Origin of the sequence: Microbacterium sp. A84, from assembly GCF_051842815.1 — a bacterium.
GTDB lineage: Bacteria > Actinomycetota > Actinomycetes > Actinomycetales > Microbacteriaceae > Microbacterium.
The window spans coordinates 1529485-1548460 of record NZ_JBPXMS010000001.1 but is presented as its reverse complement, the minus strand read 5'-3'; the positions used below and the strand labels follow the sequence as shown (position 1 = coordinate 1548460).

General features: G+C 64.6%; 10 protein-coding genes. 3 read left to right on the top strand and 7 right to left on the bottom strand.

The window, feature by feature from the left end; translation table 11 throughout:
- Positions 1-15: 15 nt before the first annotated feature.
- The 7 genes from ACSU04_RS07465 to ACSU04_RS07435 are packed head-to-tail and all read right to left on the bottom strand — an operon-like array spanning position 16 to position 9401.
- Positions 16-1815 (bottom strand): ABC transporter ATP-binding protein, encoded by a 1800-nt coding sequence (locus tag ACSU04_RS07465; protein ID WP_439288938.1) that lies wholly within the window; start codon positions 1813-1815, stop codon positions 16-18.
- Complete coding sequence (locus ACSU04_RS07460) at positions 1812-2741, bottom strand: N-acetylglucosamine kinase (RefSeq protein WP_439288937.1); 930 nt, start codon at positions 2739-2741, stop codon at positions 1812-1814. Before ACSU04_RS07460 ends, ACSU04_RS07465 begins: the two co-directional genes overlap by 4 nt.
- On the bottom strand, positions 2738-3694 hold the full coding sequence (locus ACSU04_RS07455; protein ID WP_439288936.1) for a glycoside hydrolase family 113: 957 nt from the start codon (positions 3692-3694) through the stop codon (positions 2738-2740). Before ACSU04_RS07455 ends, ACSU04_RS07460 begins: the two co-directional genes overlap by 4 nt.
- Positions 3691-6183 (bottom strand): glycosyl hydrolase 2 galactose-binding domain-containing protein, encoded by a 2493-nt coding sequence (locus ACSU04_RS07450; RefSeq protein ID WP_439281458.1) that lies wholly within the window; start codon positions 6181-6183, stop codon positions 3691-3693. Before ACSU04_RS07450 ends, ACSU04_RS07455 begins: the two co-directional genes overlap by 4 nt.
- Positions 6180-7082, bottom strand: a complete 903-nt coding sequence (locus ACSU04_RS07445; protein ID WP_439288935.1) for a carbohydrate ABC transporter permease — start codon at positions 7080-7082, stop codon at positions 6180-6182. Before ACSU04_RS07445 ends, ACSU04_RS07450 begins: the two co-directional genes overlap by 4 nt.
- Positions 7079-8050, bottom strand: a complete 972-nt coding sequence (locus ACSU04_RS07440; RefSeq protein WP_439288934.1) for a carbohydrate ABC transporter permease — start codon at positions 8048-8050, stop codon at positions 7079-7081. Before ACSU04_RS07440 ends, ACSU04_RS07445 begins: the two co-directional genes overlap by 4 nt.
- Positions 8051-8084: 34 nt before the next feature.
- Positions 8085-9401, bottom strand: a complete 1317-nt coding sequence (locus tag ACSU04_RS07435) for an ABC transporter substrate-binding protein (RefSeq protein WP_439288933.1) — start codon at positions 9399-9401, stop codon at positions 8085-8087.
- 309 nt (positions 9402-9710) lie between these two features.
- Between ACSU04_RS07435 and ACSU04_RS07430 the strand changes: the two genes are divergently transcribed.
- The 3 genes from ACSU04_RS07430 (at position 9711) to ACSU04_RS07420 (ending at position 18946) form a co-directional block, all read left to right on the top strand.
- Positions 9711-10748, top strand: coding sequence for a LacI family DNA-binding transcriptional regulator (locus tag ACSU04_RS07430; protein WP_439288932.1), 1038 nt, complete (start codon positions 9711-9713; stop codon positions 10746-10748).
- The gene (locus tag ACSU04_RS07425) at positions 10745-11107 is read left to right on the top strand and encodes a hypothetical protein (RefSeq protein ID WP_439288931.1); all 363 of its coding nucleotides are present in this window, start codon (positions 10745-10747) and stop codon (positions 11105-11107) included. The genes ACSU04_RS07430 and ACSU04_RS07425 overlap by 4 nt, the downstream gene beginning before the upstream one ends.
- A 291-nt stretch (positions 11108-11398) precedes the next feature.
- Positions 11399-18946, top strand: a complete 7548-nt coding sequence (locus ACSU04_RS07420) for a DUF6923 family protein (protein WP_439288930.1) — start codon at positions 11399-11401, stop codon at positions 18944-18946.
- The last annotated feature ends 30 nt before the right edge of the window (positions 18947-18976 follow it).

Sequence of the window (18976 nt, the reverse complement as noted above, 5' to 3'; positions counted from 1 at the left end):
CGGCAAGCGTTGCGACTAGTGGCCGGACTGCACCAGCGCCAAGCGTGAGTACAGGCCGTCAGCCGCGACTAGTTCGTTATGCGTTCCGGTCTCGATGACGCGTCCACCGTCGACCACCACGATCAGGTCGGCGCCGCGCACAGTCGACAGACGATGCGCCACGATCAGGGTCGTTCGTCCGGTGCGGGCTCGGTCAAGCGCTTCGGTCACCCGTGCCTCAGATGCCGAATCGAGAGCACTGGTCGCCTCATCCAGAACGAGGATGCGCGGATCGCGGATTAGCGCCCTGGCAATCGCAAGGCGCTGACGCTGACCCCCGGACAAGCGCGAGCCGCGCTCGCCGACGATCGTGTCGAGTCCTTCCGGTGTTCCGGTGACGATGTCGAGGGCATTCGCCTCGGCCAACGCTGCGAAGACGTCGACGTCGTCGACGTGGCTGGACCCGTAGGCGACGTTCTCCCGCACAGACCCGGCCAGCAGCACCGTCTCCTGGGGGACAATCGAGACGAACTGGCGCAGCGCCCGAAGGTCGAGATCCGCGAGATCACGGCCGTCGACGCGCACGACTCCGGATTCGGGCCTGACGAAACCGAGCACGGTGTTGAGGATGGTCGACTTGCCCGAACCGGACGGCCCGACGAACGCGACGGTCTTACCCGCCGGTATGTCGAGATTGATGCCGTCCAGCGCTGGTCGCTCATCGGCGGAATACCGCACGACCACATTCTCCAGGCGGATGTCGCCCCGCACGGACGACACATCGTGCTTACCTCGGCTGTCTTCCACATCGAGTTCCTCGGCCACATCGGCGATGGACCGCATCGCGTCCATGCCGCGCGTGAAGACCGGCGCCGCGTTCATCAGCATCACGATCGCATTCGTCAGCATGCCGAAGTAGGTACTCAGCAGCACGACCTGGCCCGCGGTAATCGGCACAATGCCCGTCACCGCGAGCGTTGCCGCACCCACAAGGCACAGGAGCCCCAGCACTTGATAGGCAATCCATGACATCGCGCCGAAACGACCGTTGAGCACATCGAGGTCGCGTCCGGCACGGCGCACGGAATCGGCGCGCTCTGCGACCCGCGCGGTGGCCACATCTTCCAAGCCGTGACCGCGCGTAATCGGCATGAGTGCCGCCATCTCGCTGACCCGCGCCGAGAGCTGCTCAACCTCGATGCGGAACGCCTCGTTGCGTGAGGACGCGCGACGGCGAATGTAGACAATGAGCGTCGCGGCGACCGGGATCGCAATTGCGAAGACACCGATGAACAACGGCACGTTCAGCGCGGTGACAACGAGGGCACCGACTAGCGTCGACAGCCCGGAGATCACGGTAGGGAACACCTGCGCGAGCATGAGCTCAAGGTTTTCCACGTCGCGCACGATTTTCGTTTGCACCACCGAGGCGCTCTGTCGGTTGTGAAAACCGAGCGAAAGCCGCTGCAATCGCGCGGCCAGGCCCGCGCGCACCGTGTACGCAAGCGCCCGGTTCGCGGTACTGGTTAGCCGAACAACGATCATGTTGAACGGGTAGTTGAGCACCAGCACGCTCAGCGCAAGAAGTCCCCAGAATCCGATGTTCGTCACCGGACCGCCACCCACGACGATGTCGATGATTGCTGCGGTAACCGGAGGCAGCACCCATGCGGCGCTGTCCTTGATGGCGAACGCGCCGACGGCGAGCGACATCCCGACGCGGTGCGGGCGCAGCATCCGCAGCAGTGAACGCAATGGTTGACTGCGACGCACGCTCATCGTCAGTAGGCGCTCGGGGTCGACGAGTGGGATCAGTCCCGTCCGGGGGACGGTCACGCCGAGCCCGCGCGGTGCAGATGCGCGGCGAACGGATGCTCGGCGGCGAGGCCAGCGAGAGCGACGGCCCCGTCGATACCTGCGCCCAAGGGCGCGATGAGCTTGACGGAGTCTGGCTCGGCGCGCGTCAGGGCCGTGCGGAATGCCTCCTGCAACGGAGCAGACCGGAAGACACCACCGATCGCGCACACGGTGAACACCTCGTCGTCTTCGCGGACGCGCCGGATCGCGCAGGTCACGCTCGTGCTCAGCTCTTCTGCCGCGCGGGCGGTGATTCTGAGTGACACGGCATCGCCCTCGGACGCCAAGCGGGCGACCTGGGTCGTGAATGCCGCGACGATCCGCACGCGCTCTTCGTTCGCTTGCAGTGTCATATATGCCTGTGAGAGATCGGGCCACGTCGCGCGCACGACGTCGGTGAGTCCGGTGGCGGGGCCCCGGCCGTCGTAGGCACGCATGACCGCGTCAAGCGCCTCGCGCCCGATCCAATACCCGCTTCCAGCGTCGCCCATGATGTTGCCCCAGCCGTCCACCCTGGCGATCTCTCGCGGGCCGGCCGCCAGAGTCACGACACCTGTTCCTGACGCGACGACCGCTCCATGCTGATCGCCGAGCGCGCCTAGATAGGACGTGGTGGAATCGTGCGCGAGGGCGACCTCTTCGATGCCGTTTGGGCGCGTAAGAGCGAGCAGGGCACCTGCATCGGCATCTCGTGCCGTGAGTCCGGAGATCCCCGCGGTCAGGATGCCGGGGGCAGCCTTCGTCTGCGAGATCGAGGCGCGGACGACCTCTGCGAGCTGCGGGAGCAGCGGCTCGTGAGTGTCGATGCCGCGGAACAGGAGGTCGTCGTTGCGCTCGACAGTGAGCACTCGCACCTTTATCCCGGACTGGCCCGCATCGACTGCGATGACACTCCTCGTAGTCACGCCGACTCCTTGACGCTCAACGTGGAATATGTCGCCCGCAGGAAGTCGCCAGCGGGCTTGCCGTACGGGCAGTAATCATCGTTCGCCGCCGCATCCGCGAGGTCGTAGAGCTGTGGGGGCCAGTCCCACAGGAACCAGCCGCGCACCCACGGCCTGCGCGCGCATGCGGCGAACATCTCCTCGTACCAGGCGAGTTGCGCCTCACCGGATGGAGCCCCGGCCAGGCTCCAGTCGTTGGGAAGTGCCGGAGATCCCTCGCGGGACGGGCATCCGCTTTCGAGGAAGACGAAAGGGCGATCAGCTGCCTCGACCACGCGCTCGATGCGGTCGAGGTGCTCCTCCCACGTGCCCTCCGGGTAGTACCCGCTGGAGGAGATCACGTCGACGGCATCCCACCAGGTGACGTGATCCTCCTGGTACTTGTCACAGTTGTAGGTCACCAGGCCCGAGTAGACCTCGCGCACGTCGGCGATCAGTGCACGCCAGTGCGCCTCCTGGCCATCGGCGCGCACCATCTCGCAGCCGATGCAGAACATCTCGCAGCTCTCTGCCTCGGCGATGCGGGCGGAATGCAGGATGAACTCCCGGTACGAGGCGAACCACTGCGTCCAAGTCGGCTCGCCAGGCACATCCCAGTCGAAGAAGCCGATGTGGGCGCGCCAGGTGCCATCCGCGACGTTGACGACCGGCTTCAGACACACCTTCATCCCTAGATTCTTCGCCTCGCGGATCGCCCACACGATCTCGTCATCGGTCACCGTCGGAGCATCGCTGAAGGGGATCTCGGTCGAGAACGGTGTGGCCTGAAGTGCCGCGTAGGAGATTGCCGTCCACGTCACCGCATGGTCGGCCATTTCTCGCATCGAATGCGCAGCCGTCGGCGTCGCCCAGGTGCCACGCACTCCCGTCCAGCCCCACGTCATTCCGCAGACGGGGGCGTCGAGAGCGCTCACGCGGTCACCAACTGATTCGCGCTGCGCAGCACGCCGGGATTGGCGAGAGCGGTGGCATCGAGTGAGCCGTTGTGACGCACGAAGATCCGCGCGGTCTCGCCGGGGAGCAGCGTCAGCAGGCCCTCCTCGGCGTGCGCCGAGGGGTGCACCTTGTCTACGAGCAGCGTGACATCGCGCACGAGCACCTTCGCGGTCAGCGTCACCTCCGTGCCGCCGTCGACCGTTCGCGTGGACAGCGCGATCTCCTGCGCGGGCAGGGCGGAGTCGCGCGGCTCGGCGAAGAACCACAGGCCACGGGCATCCGGTGCCTCGGCGACGAGGAGTTCGCCGGCGGCATCCGACGGCGTCGCCAACTCAGCAGGAACCGGCACAACGAGCGTGCCGCGCGCAGGCACGGCGACGTCGATCGTGCGCTCGGCCAGGACTGCGCCGTCGAACGACAGTCGGCGTAGCGCCAGAGGTCCGTTCCACGCCTCGGCAGTGTCGTTGCCGAGTGCGACGACGAGCGCATCCGGGCGCGGTTGGATCGTGGCGACCCGGGGCGCGAACGCGTTGCGCAGTGCATGAAACAGGGGCTTCGCGCGTTCCGCACCGTCGATCGCGGCCCACGAGGTGACCGGCCAGCAGTCGTTGAGCTGCCAGACGATCGCACCCATGGTGTGCGGCGCGCAGGAGCGGAAGTGATCCAGCGCCGCACCCACAGCATTCGCCTGGTTCAGCTGCATTGCCCAGTGCCATGTCTCCATGTCTTCGGGCAACCGGAAGTGCGGGAGCAGCCCGTTGGTGAGCTTCGTGTTGCCCTCCATCGCCTTCTGGTGCACCACCATGCCGGGCGATTCTGGGGTGAGCGGCGCGTCATCGAGCGACTCGACGAGCGTCGTCCATGCTGGCGGACCCTGCCATCCAAATTCCGCCACGAATCGGGGAGTGTGCTTGCGGTAGGTGGTCCAGTCGCGGTCGTTCCACTGGCGCCACAGGTGCACCGTCCCGGAGGAATGATCGAGCGGATGCGGCCCGGTCTGCGTGCCGCTCGGCGACTCGGACGTCGGCGTCGGGTCCCAACCCATGCCCGTGCTGAACGGGCTGCCGGGAACATACGGCACATGTGCGGCCAGTTCGGCTATGAGCTGCGGAAACAGCTCGTAGTAGTAATGCGCACCCCACGTCTTTCCGTCGAGGCGCAGCTGCCAACCCCAGTCTGCGAAGCCCTCAAGAGCTTCATTGTTTCCGGCGAGCAGTACGAGCGACGGATGCGACGCCAGACGAACGATGTTCTCGCGCGCCTCCGCCTCGATCTCCGAGCGCAGCGGCTCCTCCTCCGGGTATGCAGCGCAGGCGAACAGGAAGTCCTGCCACGTGAGCAGACCCAGCTCGTCGGCTAGATCGTAGAAGTCGTCCGACTCGTACAGGCCGCCACCCCACACTCGGATGAGGTTGAGATTGGCGTCCAGTGCCTGACGGAAGCGGCGTTCGATGCGTGCGCGGTCCACACGCACGGGGAGCGCGTCATCCGGAATCCAGTTGACGCCCTTGACGAAGACCGGCTGGCCGTTGACGACCAGGGTGAAGGGATTGCCTGCGTCATCCGGGGCGGTGTCCCACTCCACGGTGCGAAAGCCCACCTTGCGCGTGGCGTCGTCGATGACCTCGCCGTCTGCCTCGAGTGCGACCTGCACTGTGTAGCGCGGCTGTGCACCGTAGCCGGTCGGCCACCAGCGCTCGACCTCGTCGAGTGTCAGGCGGATGCTCGCGCGGTCGCCGACCACATCCACTTCGGCAGTGCGGTCTCCGACGGACAGCCGAAGCGACAGTGCGGCATCCGCGTCATTGCGCTCGATCACAGCTACGGCATCGACGAGTCCGCCGTCGCCGTCTGGTGTCGCAGTCACGCGTACCTCGGCGATACGCGCACCCGACCACGACTCCAGTCGGATCGGCTTCCACGGACCACTGGTGAAGGTCGCGATGCCCCAGTCCCAACCGAAGTTGCACGCGGATTTGCGGATGGCATCGTAAGGCAGCGGGTACGGCCGGGGGCGGGTACCGAGCGTGATGCTCTGCGCGTTGGCGTATGGCACCGGCGCGCGGAACGCGAGCACCAACCGGTTCGTGCCCTCGGTGAGTAGAGTCCGGACATCGAAGCGGTACGAACGGTGCTGGTTGGCCACCTCGCCGAGGAGATGACCGTTCAGCCGGATCGCCGCCACCGTGTCGAGGCCGTCGAACACGAGATCATGCCGTGCGTTGTCATCCGGCGTCCACTCGAACGTCGTCTCGTATGTCCAGTCGACCAGACCGATCCACGCCACGAGTGCTTCGTTGACGCCGTGGAACGGGTCGGGGATGAGGCCGGCGGCCAGCAAATCCACGTGCACGGTGCCAGGCACAGTCGCGGGGATGAGCGCGGACGCGACCTCGGTGGGTGCGGGACCGGATGCGGCACGCACCGTCCATCCGTCGTGTAGCGTGCGGGCGGTGAGATGTGTCACTTGACGGCTCCTGCGGTCAGACCCTTGTAGATCCAGCGCTGAAGCAGCAGGAACGCGATGAGGGTCGGGATGATTACGAGCACAGCGCCCGCGGCGATGACTTCCCATTGGGCGCCGAACGGTCCCTTGAACCGGAACAGCGACGTAGAAATGAGGCCCTGCGATGGCAGATAGAGGAACGGCGTATAGAACTCGTTGTACACCGCGATGCCCTTGATGATGACGACCGTAGCGATTGCGGGCTTGAGCAGCGGCAGGATGATCCGCCAGTAGATCGTCCAACGGTTCGCGCCGTCGATCATTGCCGCCTCGTCGAGCGAGATCGGGATCGACTGCATGAACTGAATGAAGAGGTAAATCGCGATAATGTCGGTGCCCATAAACAGCAGGATCAGCGCGGTCTTGGTGTCGTACAGACCCAGCCCATTGATCAGCTGGAATGTCGCCACCTGACTGGTCACGCTGGGGATCAACGTTGCGACCAGGAACAGGCCGAAGACAACCTTCTTGCCGCGGAACTGGAAACGGTCCAGCGCGTACGCAGCCATGGTTCCGAGGAAGATCGTTCCCACCAGTGAGACGCCGAGCACGATCGCGGTATTGACGAAACCCTCGAGCATCTTTCCGCTCGTGAACGCGGTGACAAAGTTGTCGAAGTTGAGCCAGCTCGACGGCGGGTCGAACGGCCCGGTCTGCGCATACTCGGGAGCCGTCTTCAGGCTGGCGAACAACAGCACCGATAGCGGCAACAGTGTCACGACCGACGCAATGATCAGGCTGAGATACTTTGCCGACGTTGCGCTGCCGCTACGGAGGCGCTCCCAGTGCGAACGCCCATGGATCTGCCTGGGTGGTGTGGTGCGCAACGGCATTGTGCGCAGCGACTCGGTGGAAGTCATGTCAGGTCAACCTTCTCGTCGGGGAAGATTCTGCGTTGGATCCAGGTGACCACCAGCACGATGACCAGCAGCACGACGGCCATCGCGGATGCGAGTCCGACCTGCCGGAACGTGAACGCCGTTTGCAGCGTTTGGATGACGAACGTGGCGGAGCCGTTTGCGCCACCGGTCATGATGAATGGGATCTCGAACACCGCAAGGCTGCCCGAGATCGCGAGGATGAAGCACAGCCCAACCACACGGCGGATGCCGGGGAAGATGATCGCCCAGAACTGCTGCCAACGGCTCGCACCGTCAAGGTCGGCGGCCTCGTACAGCTCATGCGGGATCGACTGGATCGCGCCGAGGAAGAGCACGAAGTTCATGCCGGTGTATCGCCACACTGACGTGCCAGCGAGGGACATGTTGACGACGTCGGCATCACCGAGCCAGAGCGGCGGATCGGTGAGACCGAACCAGCTGAGCACCGTGTCGAGCGTTCCGTCGGGCTGGAAGAGGTAGAGGAACACGAACCCGATGGCGACGCCGTTGATCAGGTAGGGGAAGAACAGGATGCCGCGGAAGAGGCTCGAAAACCGCGTCGAGAAACTCAGGATCGTCGCGAAGTAGAGCGCGATCGCCATCTGCGCGAATGACGCGACGAAGTAATAGAGGCTAACGCCGAACACGGAGAAGATGCGTGGATCGGTGAATACCTGGACGAAGTTGTCCAGACCCACGAAGTTCTTGTCGAGGTCGATGCCGTCCCAGTCGGTGAGGCTGAAGTAAATCAGGTTCAGCGCCGGCCAATACGTGAACAGCAGGAGCAGCCCCACCGCCCCGGCCAGGAAGAACCAGGGGGTGAGTCGTTGCAGGAGGGAACCGGTGCGCCCGATCCGGCGGGTCTTCCCGCCGGACGGGCGCACCTGCGTGGCCTGCGAGAGGGCGGCGGATGAACCCGCCGGTGCCCCGGAAGTTGTGATGGTCATGTCTCCGCCGCCCTCTCGTCTCAGTCCGCTCGCCTCAACCCGCGAGCTTCTCGACCGAAGCGCCCCAGCGCTCGTTCAGTTCTGCGAAGTAGCTCTCCTTATCGCCATCGGCCGCGCCGCGCGCGACATCGACGAGCTTCTGACGGTAGATCTGGCCGTACAGGTCGATCTGCGCGTCGTCGGAGACCTCGTTGATCAGGCCTTCCTTGCCAGCGGGGGCGGGGTTGGTCTCGATGAGCTGGACGCCCTCGGCTTCGAAGTCGGAGAGTGTGGAGGGGAGCGCTGCGTCCTTCAGTGGCGAGACCATGCCCTCTGACTCGGTGTAGCCAGACTCGGACACGACCCACTGGATCCATGCCCAGGATGCGGCCTTCGCCTTGGAGTGCTTGCTCACCGCGAGGTTGTAGTCGCCGCCGATCACCGCGTACTGGGTACCGTCGACGTTTGACGGGAAGGCCATGAAGCCGATGTCGTCAGCCGAGGCGCCGTTGCCTTCAGCCGCGGCCTGCAGCTGAGAGATCGCCCACGAGCCGAGAGTCATCGTCGCGATCTTGCCGGTGCCGATATCGACCTTGGACTGCTCCCAGTTGGTCGTGAGTGGGTCCTCCTCGGTGAGCCCAGCGGCGACGGATTCGTACAGCAGGCCGTCGATTGCGTAGACGTCGGAGCCCTCGGTCCACGGTGCCGGGTCCTCAGCCATCTCGGACACCGCGTCCGGGTTGTTCGTGATGCCGCCGACGTTACTGAAGCTCTGGGTCAGCGGCCAACCGTCCTTGTAATTCGTGTACATCGGGATCGCATCGGTGTTGTCCTTGACCTTCTGTAGCGCCTCGAGCCACGATTTCTCGTCCGTCGGCAGTTCCGTGATGCCAGCCTCCTCGAACACCTTCTTGTTGTAGACGACGCCGTTCGCGTTGCCACCGAAGGCGATGCCGTACTGCGTGCCATCAAAGCTGGCCGCGGGGAGGAAGCGGTACTTGTCGGCGAAGGACGCGGTGTCGCCGAGCGGCTCGAGGAACTGATCGAACTGGTCGGGCTGGATTGCCGGGATGCCGATGACGTCGCCGTAGTTGTTTGTGCTCATGCGCGTGAGCATCTCGCCGGAGTAGTCAGTGATGCCCTCGAATGTGACCTTCACGTCGGGGTAGGTCTTGTTGAACTCCTCCGCGTACGCGTCGAACGTTCCGTTCTCGATCAGATCGGTGCGCCAGGTGACGACCTTGATGTCGCCCTTGACGTCTCCGTCGATCGTGTTGGATGCATCGGTGGCGCCGCCGCCGCTTGAGCATCCAGTCAGCGCAGCACCAGCGAGCGCGAGCGTCGCAACGGCCACGAGAGATTTCCGTGCCATGTTTTTCTCCTTGTCAGGTTCACCATTGAAACCATCACGTGCTCGCGCAGTGCGACATGTAGAAGCGCTACGACCGTGGAGCCCGCGCGGTCAGAGTAACCCGCATGGGATCGCTCCCACAAGTGGCCAATGACAGCGCTGTCTTGTCGTGTCCTGCTCGATGTCCGATCACAGATAATGACTTTGAACTGGGTTTTAAAATCAAACCTGGACGAGTATCGGCGTGAAATGTCCTTCAAATGTCCATGGTCGTCATTGGCGACATAAGCGCGGTTCGCGGTGTAAAGTGCTCGGTCAGGAGGATCGAAAATGGTTGATCAGCGCGCGACGCTCGACGATGTCGCCCGACTCGCAGGAGTCAGTTCGAAGACGGTGTCGCGAGTGTTCGCACAGCGCGAGCTCGTCGCGCCGCAGACGGTGGAACGTGTGCTCGCCGCCGCGAAGCGACTCCGCTTTCGGCCGAATTCACTGGCGCAGGGGCTGCGCCGAGGCGGCGGAACCCGCACCGTGGGCTTCATCATCGGCGAGCTGAGCAACCCGTTCTACTACAAGGTTGCGGCGGGCCTGGAGAAGGAACTCTCCGAGCACGGATACGGCCTCGTCGTCGCGTCCACCGATGATACCGACGACGGCGAAGCGCGGGTGGCGGACGCTCTGCTCGCGCAGCGGGTTGGTGCGTTGCTGCTCGTTCCGGTCAGCGATGACCAGTCGTATCTGGAGGGTGAGCGTCAGCTGGGCACGCCAGTCATCGCCATCGATCGACCAGCGCGAAATCTTGCCGCGGACTCGATCGTCCTCGATAATCGTGCCGCAGTTCTCGAGGCGACGAGGCGTCTGATCGCGGTGGGGCATCGACGGATCGCCTATGTCTGCAACCCGGCCGCGGTGTACACGCAGATCGAGCGAATTGGCGGCTACCGGCAAGCGATGGCGGAGGCCGGGATCACCGACACATCGCGGTGGGAAGTGCTGCGTGATGATCTCTCGCTCAACTCGGCAGAGATGATGCGCGCACTGATGACTTCGGCTGAGCCGCCGACCGCGATCATCGCCGGCAACAACCGCATGACCATCGGTGCACTGCGGTTGCTGCGCGACATTGACGATCGTGAGCGCACGGCCCTGATCGGCTTCGATGATTTCGATACCGGTGACGTTCTCGGCGTCTCCGTCATTTCGTACGACCCTTTGGAGCTCGGCAGGCGTGCGGCGCGCCTCGCGCTTGAGCGGATCGCAGATCCTTCCGGATTCACGCAGCAGATCACGCTTCCGACCTGGATCATCGAGCGAGGAACGGGCGAGCGCCCTCCCGCTGAAGCCCGTCCGATTCAAGGCTGGGCGCCGTGACAGCGGAAGACCTCATTACCTGGTACCGTTCCTGGAACTCGACACGAGACCGGAGGCGCGTAGTGACGGTGGAACCGACGCCAGTGCGTGCGATGACCGGCCCGGCGATCGCGAGTCTGATGCTCGCCCTTGCTGCTGTGGTGCTGGTGCCGATGGGGCTCTGGTACGTCGCCATTCCGTGTGCGCTCGCTGGTATCTCCACGAGTCTTCAGGCGCGGCGTGCGCTGCGCGCCGATCCGAACCTTCGCGGCACAACCTTCAGCCTGATCGGTTTCCTCATGTCCGCGGTCGTGCTGTTCGTCACGCTCTGGCCAACCGTGCTGTTCTTGTGGGGCCTGATTCGGACGCAGCTGGGCTGAGGTCAGGCCCGGGCCTCTGAAACCATGCTTCCCGCTACGGCGCGGCCCAGCGACCCTGGCCGGCATGCGCCGACTCACCTCTGAGGGCTAGCCCAGGGCGAACTTTGAGACAAAGTCCCGGCCCTGTCGAATCGGGCACCGGCCGAACCCTATATTCGGAATCAAGTCGGCCTGCGATATTCCGGTCCGCAGAGTGACAGAGACACACAGCGTTGCCGTTGCGCGTGCAAGCCCGACTTCGTGGCAAGTGCGTCGTCGGCACGTCGGTGATTGAGTGCCGAGGGGGCAATAGTGCTGAGGAATGCGCAGAGACACCGTGCCAGCGGTCGTGCGATCGAAGAGTCCGGATTCGGGCAACGGATGCGTCATATCGCCGCGCTCGCGGCCTCTGCACTCGTCTTAGGAATGTTCGCGGCCGTGTCACCTCTCGCGGCACCCAGCGCGAGTGCCGCGCCAGGGGAAGCCTTCGACGATGCGCGCCCCACTGTGTTCGTCGCTCAGTCGCAGACCGGCAGCCCAACGGGGTTGTACCGCTCGGAGACCGCCGGAGACGGCACGTACGCATTCACGCCCGAGGGCGGTCCGATCGCCAGCGGCAATTACAACGCGATCAGCTACAACGCCGCTAATCAGTTTGTTTATGGCGCAGTGATCACCGCCATCGGCGGGATCCCGCGGAACGCGTTGGTGCGCATTGGCCAGGGCGGCGTCGTGACTCGAGTCGGCTCGGCGACCTACCCGGTGGCGCAGTGGGCTGGCGCGTTCAACCCTGCAAACGGTCTCCTCTATTCGACCAACGGCGGGGTGAGCACGTCGGCCGTTCTGTACCGGGCGAATCCCACTACGGGAGTGATCACCGCTGGTGCCACGATCACCGGCGCGAACTGGACGCTGGCAGACTTCGAGGTCCACGACGGATACCTCTGGGCCTTCAACTACAACGCCGCTCAGCCGGCCGGCACGATCGCCCGAATTGATCCGAATACCGGTATCCTCACGAACTTCCCCGGAGTGATTCCGGGTGCGGTGGGTGGCGCCTGGGGCGCCGCCTGGAAGTTCGGAAATGGGAACCTCGGATTCTCCAACAACGGCACCGGCAACATTGCGCAGCTTCGCATTACGAATGGTAGTTCCACAACGCCCACATTTGAGGTCATTTCGATGACCGCCGGTCCTCCCTCTTCGGGTAATGACGGCACGGCGATCCCCGGCGACCCGGTGGATCTCGCGATGGACAAGTCTGCTCCGCCGAGGTTCACGCCCGGTGGCGAAGTGGCCTACACCCTCACGGTGACGAACAACGGCCCCGGCGAATCAAGTGGCTGGTCCTTCTCCGACGTCGTGCCTGCCGATTTGACGGGTGTGAGCGTCACGAGCGACGACGCCACCTGCACCGCCGACATCAACACGGTGAGCTGCGCCGGTGGTCGCCTGCTCCCAGGGGACAGCGTAGAGATCATCATCACGGGTACTTCCTCTGCGACAGCGGTGGACTGCTTCAACAACACGGCAACGGTGCTCGGCAACGAGCTCGACCCGGATGAGACGAACAACTCCGATTCCGCGGAGGTATGCCCTCGCATTCTCGAGATCACCAAGCAGTCTGACGCCACGGAGAACACGCGCGTGGGAGACACTGTGACGTACATCGTCACGGCGACCAACGTCGGCGCTGCGGACTACACCGACGCGGATCCTGCCTACGTGTTCGACGACCTCTCGGCAGTTCTCGACGATGCGACCTACAACGCTCATGCTTCCGCGACGCTTCCAGGCACGGTGTCCTACACCGCTCCGACACTCAGTTGGTCTGGTGCACTCGCCGCCGGCGCGACGGTCGAGCTGGAATACACCGTCACGATGGTGGCGGGCGGCGACGGCGACGTCCGCAACGTGGCGTGGGAGCCCAACGTCCCGACGGACTCGACTCCTCCGGCGTGTGCTCCGCCCGTCGACGGTCGTGACCCGGTGACCGGGGAGAGCTGTGCAGAAGTCGAGTTCCTGCTGCCCAAGCTCACCATCACGAAGACCGCGGATCGCACCGACCTTCCCGCGGTCGGGGAGAGCGTCGAGTATACCGTCGTCGTGACCAACGTCGGCCCCGGTGTGTTCACCGCGGCAGCGCCGGCAACCTTCACCGATGATCTGACTGAGGTTCTCGACGACGCCACCTTCGTCTTCGGGATGTTGTCGTCGGGGGTCGTGACGTACGTCACGCCCAAGCTCTCCTGGTCCGGCGCCCTCGGTGTCGGCGAGTCGGTCACCGTAACCTACTCGGTCGTCTACACGGGTGCCGGCGACCAGCTCCTCGACAACCGGGCGTGCATTCCCGCCTCGGAGACGGCTGCCGGCCAGCCGAGCTGCGACACTGTGCAGATACCTGGCTCTGATCTGACGCAGTGGAAGCAGGCGACGCCGTCGTCGGATCCCGTAGTTGCGGGATCGACCATCACTTACACGCTGTTCTTCAACAACACAGGGGAAGCCCCGGCAACGGCCAACGCAGTGGACAACCTCGTGCACGTTCTCGACGACGCGGAGATCGCGATCGAGCCGACATCGCCTGACGGATTGACCGTCGCGCGCGACGGCGATGAGATCACGATCACCGGATTGGTGCCCGCTGGCGAGCAGTACACCGTCACCTACACGGTGGCCGTTCTGCCCGATGCGGACCGCAACGACAGCGTCGCGACGAACTTCCTCCTGCCTCCGGGTGGGACACCTCCGCCGGACGGCGAATGCACTCCGGTCGACCCTGCTGCACCGAATTGCACGACGACTCCGATCACCGGAGTCATCTACGCCAAGTCGGTCGTCGCGTCAGAGAACCCCGTCCAGGCCGGCACCGAGCTCGCGTACACGATCACCGTGACGAACACGGGCGCGACCGTGGTCGATGTCAACCGTGATGACAACCTCGCCGGTGTGCTCGACGATGCCGCGATCACAACGCCCGTGGCATCCGACACCGCATCTGTCACAGCCACCGGTCCGGCGGCGGACATTATCGCTATCCGCGGTACTCTCGCGGCTGGCGCGACCGCGACGATCACGTACACCGTGACCGTCAACGCGCCCACCGACCGTGGTGACAGCATCGCGGCGAACTACATCGTGACGCCGGGTGAGGCCCCCGATCCGGGATGCGACCCGGCAGACGGACTGTGTACGCTCACGCCGATTCAGAGCTATTCGGTATCGAAGTCGGTCGACAAGAGTGTGGTCATCCCTGGCGATGTGCTCGCGTACACGGTCACGGTCATCAACACCGGCGCCGTGGCGTTCGACGCGGGCAGCCCCGCGAGTTTCACCGATGACCTCGCAGCGGTGCTCGATGACGCCGTCTACAACGACGATGTCAGCGCCGGTGGCGTCGTCACCGGAGACCAGCTCAGCTGGTCAGGACCGCTCGCCGTCGGCGAGACCGTGCTGGTTACCTATTCCGTCACCGTCAACTCGCCGCTGCGCGGGAACGGTCTGCTCACGAACGCGGTCGTCCCCACTGCGCCGACAGGCGAGTGCGAGCCGGCAGACACGTGCATCACTGAGACCCCAGTGCTCGCGCTGACCGTCGAGAAGGACGTGGACGTCAGCTCGGCGATGCCGGGCGACGTTGTCTCCTACAGCGTGACCGTCTCCAACATCGGGCAGGCCGACTACACGGCAGCAACCCCCGCCGCACTCCTGGACGAGCTCGGTGGCGTGCTCGATGACGCCACCTACAACAACGACGCATCCTCGGGCGCCACCCTCACCGGGACAGTCCTGTCCTGGTCCGGCCCTCTGGCCGCAGGTCAGTCGCAGACGATCACCTACTCGGTGACCGTGAACGATCCGATCAGCGGAGACCAGGCGCTCCGTAACACCGTCTCGACGCCGTCACCCGGCGGGTCGTGTGCAAGTGGGAACAGCTGTGAAACCGAGACACCCGTTGCCTCCTTCACTGTGAACAAGGAAGCGGATGTCGCCACGGTGCTGCCCGGTGGCATCGTGAACTACACGGTCGCCGTCACCAACACCAGCGATGTCGATTACACGATTGCCAACCCGGCGAGCTTCTCCGACGACCTCACTGGTGTATTCGACGATGCCGTCTACAACGGTGACGTCTCCACCGGTGGCGCGGTCACCGGCAACACACTCACCTGGTCCGGCGCACTTGCCGCGGGCGACACTGTCACGGTGACGTACTCCGTCACGGTCGACGCGTCCGTATCGGGTGACTTCACGCTGGTCAACGCCGTGGTGCCCACGGCACCGGGTGGAGAATGCGATGTCAACTGCACGACCGAGACGCCGGTTTCCGCGCTGCGGGTAGAGAAAACTTCTACCTCCACCGAGGTCGTACCCGGGGACGTCGTCGAGTACCAGATCGTCATCACCAACACCGGCCAGGTCGATTACACCTCTGCCAATCCGGCATCCTTCACGGATGATCTTGCCGCAGTGCTCGACGACGCCAACTACAACGACGACGCGGCCAGCGGCAGCGGTGCGGGTATCGAATACGTCGACGGCGTGCTCGAATGGACCGGCCCGCTGGCGATCGGCGCATCCGTGACGGTGACGTACTCCGTCACAGTCAACGACCCGGCATCGGGCGATAGTCGCTTGGAGAACACCGTCGTCACCCCGCCCGGTACTGGCGGAAACTGTGACGAGGGATCGACCGACCCCGACTGCACTGTGCAGATCCCCGCGGCAGGGTTCTCCCTGTCCAAGAGCACGGATGTCACCTCCGCTCTTCCCGGTGACGTCGTGACCTACTCGGTGATCGTCACGAACACCGGCTCGGTCGACTACACGAACGCGGCTCCGGCCTCGTTCAGCGACGACCTTGCACGTGTGCTCGACGACGCCACATACAACGACGATGTCTCCACCGGCGGTGTCATCACGGGCGACCAGCTCGCCTGGAGCGGGGCTCTCGCTGTCGGCGAGAGCATCACGGTCACCTACTCGGTGACCGTGGACGACCCGATCAGCGGAGACTTCCAACTCCGCAACGTCGTCACGCCGACGGCACCTGGCGGGGAGTGCATCGTGGATGAATGCGTGACGACGACTCCGATCGCCGCGTACCTCGTCTCGAAGACCGCAGACGCGGCCACTGTCGTTCCCGGCGGTGTCGTCACCTACACGGTCACTGTCGAGAACATCGGCGGCGTCGCCTACGACACCGACTACCCGGCAACATTCACCGACGATCTCTCCTCGGTCATCGATGACGCAACCTACAACGGCGATGTCACCGCGGGTGGCACGGTCGTGGACGCCGAGCTCAGTTGGACAGGGCCGGTCGGGATTGATGAGACCGTTACGGTGACGTACTCCGTCACCGTCAACGACCCCGCAACGGGCGATGGCACGCTGACCAACGCGGTCATCCCGGATGGCCCCGGCGGCAAGTGCGATCCGGATGCCGAGTGCGTGGCATCCACTCCCGTGCTGTCGTACTCGGTAGACAAGGCAGCCGATGTCGCCAGCGTGATGCCGGGTGACCAGGTCACGTACACCGTCACGGTCACCAACACCGGCCAAGCCGACTACACCGACGCGGCGCCGGCATCCTTCACGGATGACCTCACCGCCGTGCTCGACGACGCGGTCTACAACGATGACGCCTCCTCAGGCGCTGCCGTCGAGGGCGCCGTGCTGAGCTGGAGCGGAGCGCTGGTGGTAGGCGAAACCGTCACCGTCACGTACTCCGTGACAGTGAACGACCCGATCAGCGGCGACCAGATGCTCGATAACGCGGTCGTTCCGACCAGCCCCGGCGGCTCATGTGTCGCCACGGACGGCTGCGTGACGCAAACACCGGTCGCCTCATACACGGTGAACAAGCAGGTGGATGCGGCGACGTCGTTGCCCGGCGGTGTCGTCACCTACTCGATCACGGTCACCAACACCGGTGCCGTCGATTACACCGACAGCAACCCGGCGAGCTTCTCGGACGACCTTTCGGGCGTGCTCGACGATGCGGTCTACAACGGCGACGTATCCGAGGGCGGTGCCGTGAGCGGCAACACCCTCACCTGGTCGGGCGCTGTGGCAGCAGGGGAGAGCGTCATGGTGACGTACTCCGTCACCATCGACGACCCGATCCTTGGCGACTTCGATCTCGTCAACGCTGTCGTTCCGACCGCACCCGGTGGTGGATGCGACACGGTGTGCACAACGCAGACGCCGTTGGCTTCCTACCTCCTGGCGAAGACGACCGCGTCGACAGAGGTCGTGCCCGGCGAAGTTGTCGAGTACGCCATCGTCATCACCAATACCGGTCAGGTCGACTACACGGACGCGATGCCGGCATCCTTCACGGATGATCTCGCCGCGGTGCTTGATGACGCCACCTACAACGGTGACGCCGTAAGCGACAGCGGTACAGGCGTCGAGTACGTCGACGGCGTGCTCTCCTGGTCTGGGCCGCTGGCGATCGGTACCAGCGTGACGGTCACCTACTCGGTCACCGTCAACGAACCGGCAACTGGCGACGGCAGCCTCGAGAACGTCGTCGTCACGCCTCCGGGATCCGGCGGCAACTGTGACGTCGAGTCGACTGACCCGGCGTGTGTGGCCAACGTGCCCGCGGCATCCTTCACCATCTCGAAGAGCGCGGATGCGGCGACCGCACTGCCCGGCGACACTGTCACCTACACGGTGACTGTCACGAACACGGGAGAGGTCGCGTACACCGAGGAGGAGCCAGCCTCCTTCACCGACGACCTGTCGCGTGTGCTGGATGACGCCACCTACAACGACGACGTCTCTGACGGCGGCGACGTTGACGGAGACGTGCTGAGCTGGAGCGGTCCGCTCGCGGTCGGCGAAAGCATCGAGGTGACCTACTCGGTCACCGTGCATGTTCCTGTCGAAGGCGACTTCACACTGCGCAACGTCGTTATGCCATCGGCACCGGGCGGCGAGTGCGTTGAGGAGGAGTGCGTCACCGAGACGCCGATCGCCTCGTACATGGTCGCGAAGGATGCCGACGTCGAAGATGTCGTCCTCGGCGGCGTCGTCACATACAGCGTCACGGTCACCAACACCGGTCAGGTTGCCTACACCGAGGACGCCCCGGCATCCTTCATCGATGACCTTTCCGAGGTTCTCGATGACGCCGCCTACAACGGCGACGTTTCGGCCGGCGGCGCAGTGGCAGGCAGTGAGCTGACCTGGTCTGGGCCGTTGGCGGTGGGCGAGTCCGTTGTCGTCACCTATTCGGTCACCGTCGCGCAACTGGCGACGGGTGATGGGATGCTGCGCAACTCGGTGATCCCCGACGGCCCTGCGGGAACCTGCGACACTGCGGCGGACTGCGCGGTGGAGACACCCATCGCCGCCTTCCAGGTGGACAAGCAGGTCTCCTCGGAAACAGTCGCTGTCGGAGGCACCGTGACGTACACGATCAGGGTGACCAACATCGGTCAGGTCGACTACACGGATGCGCGTCCTGCGGCGTTCAGCGACGACCTCAGCTCGGCACTCTCGCTTGGCACGTACAACAACGACGCCACTCACGGGGCAGAGTATGACGCTCCGATTCTGAGTTGGGAAGGCGCGCTTGCCTCGGGCGAGAGTGTGTCGGTGACCTATTCGGTGACGGCGACGCATGTCGGAGAGATCACCAACGTCGTCGTGACGGCACCGGAGTCGGGCGCCAACTGCGCACCGGATTCAGGAGATCCCGATTGTCGTACGGTCATCGATGTCATCCCCGGTCTTGCAATCACCGGTGGCGCGGCATGGGGCATCGGTGGTACAGCGGGTCTTGTGCTCGTGGCTCTCGGGATCTGGTTCTACTCCCGGCGCCGCCAGCTGGAGACCGTCGGCTAGGGGCCTCTCAAGTGTCCGACCGATGAGTGG

Excerpts from the sequence above, each read along its gene's own strand:
- ACSU04_RS07445 (WP_439288935.1), bottom strand. The coding sequence starts at position 7,082 with ATGACTTCCACCGAGTCGCTGCGCACAATGCCGTTGCGCACCACACCA.
- ACSU04_RS07435 (WP_439288933.1), bottom strand. The coding sequence starts at position 9,401 with ATGGCACGGAAATCTCTCGTGGCCGTTGCGACGCTCGCGCTCGCTGGT.
- ACSU04_RS07430 (WP_439288932.1), top strand. The coding sequence starts at position 9,711 with ATGGTTGATCAGCGCGCGACGCTCGACGATGTCGCCCGACTCGCAGGA.
- ACSU04_RS07440 (WP_439288934.1), bottom strand. The coding sequence starts at position 8,050 with ATGACCATCACAACTTCCGGGGCACCGGCGGGTTCATCCGCCGCCCTC.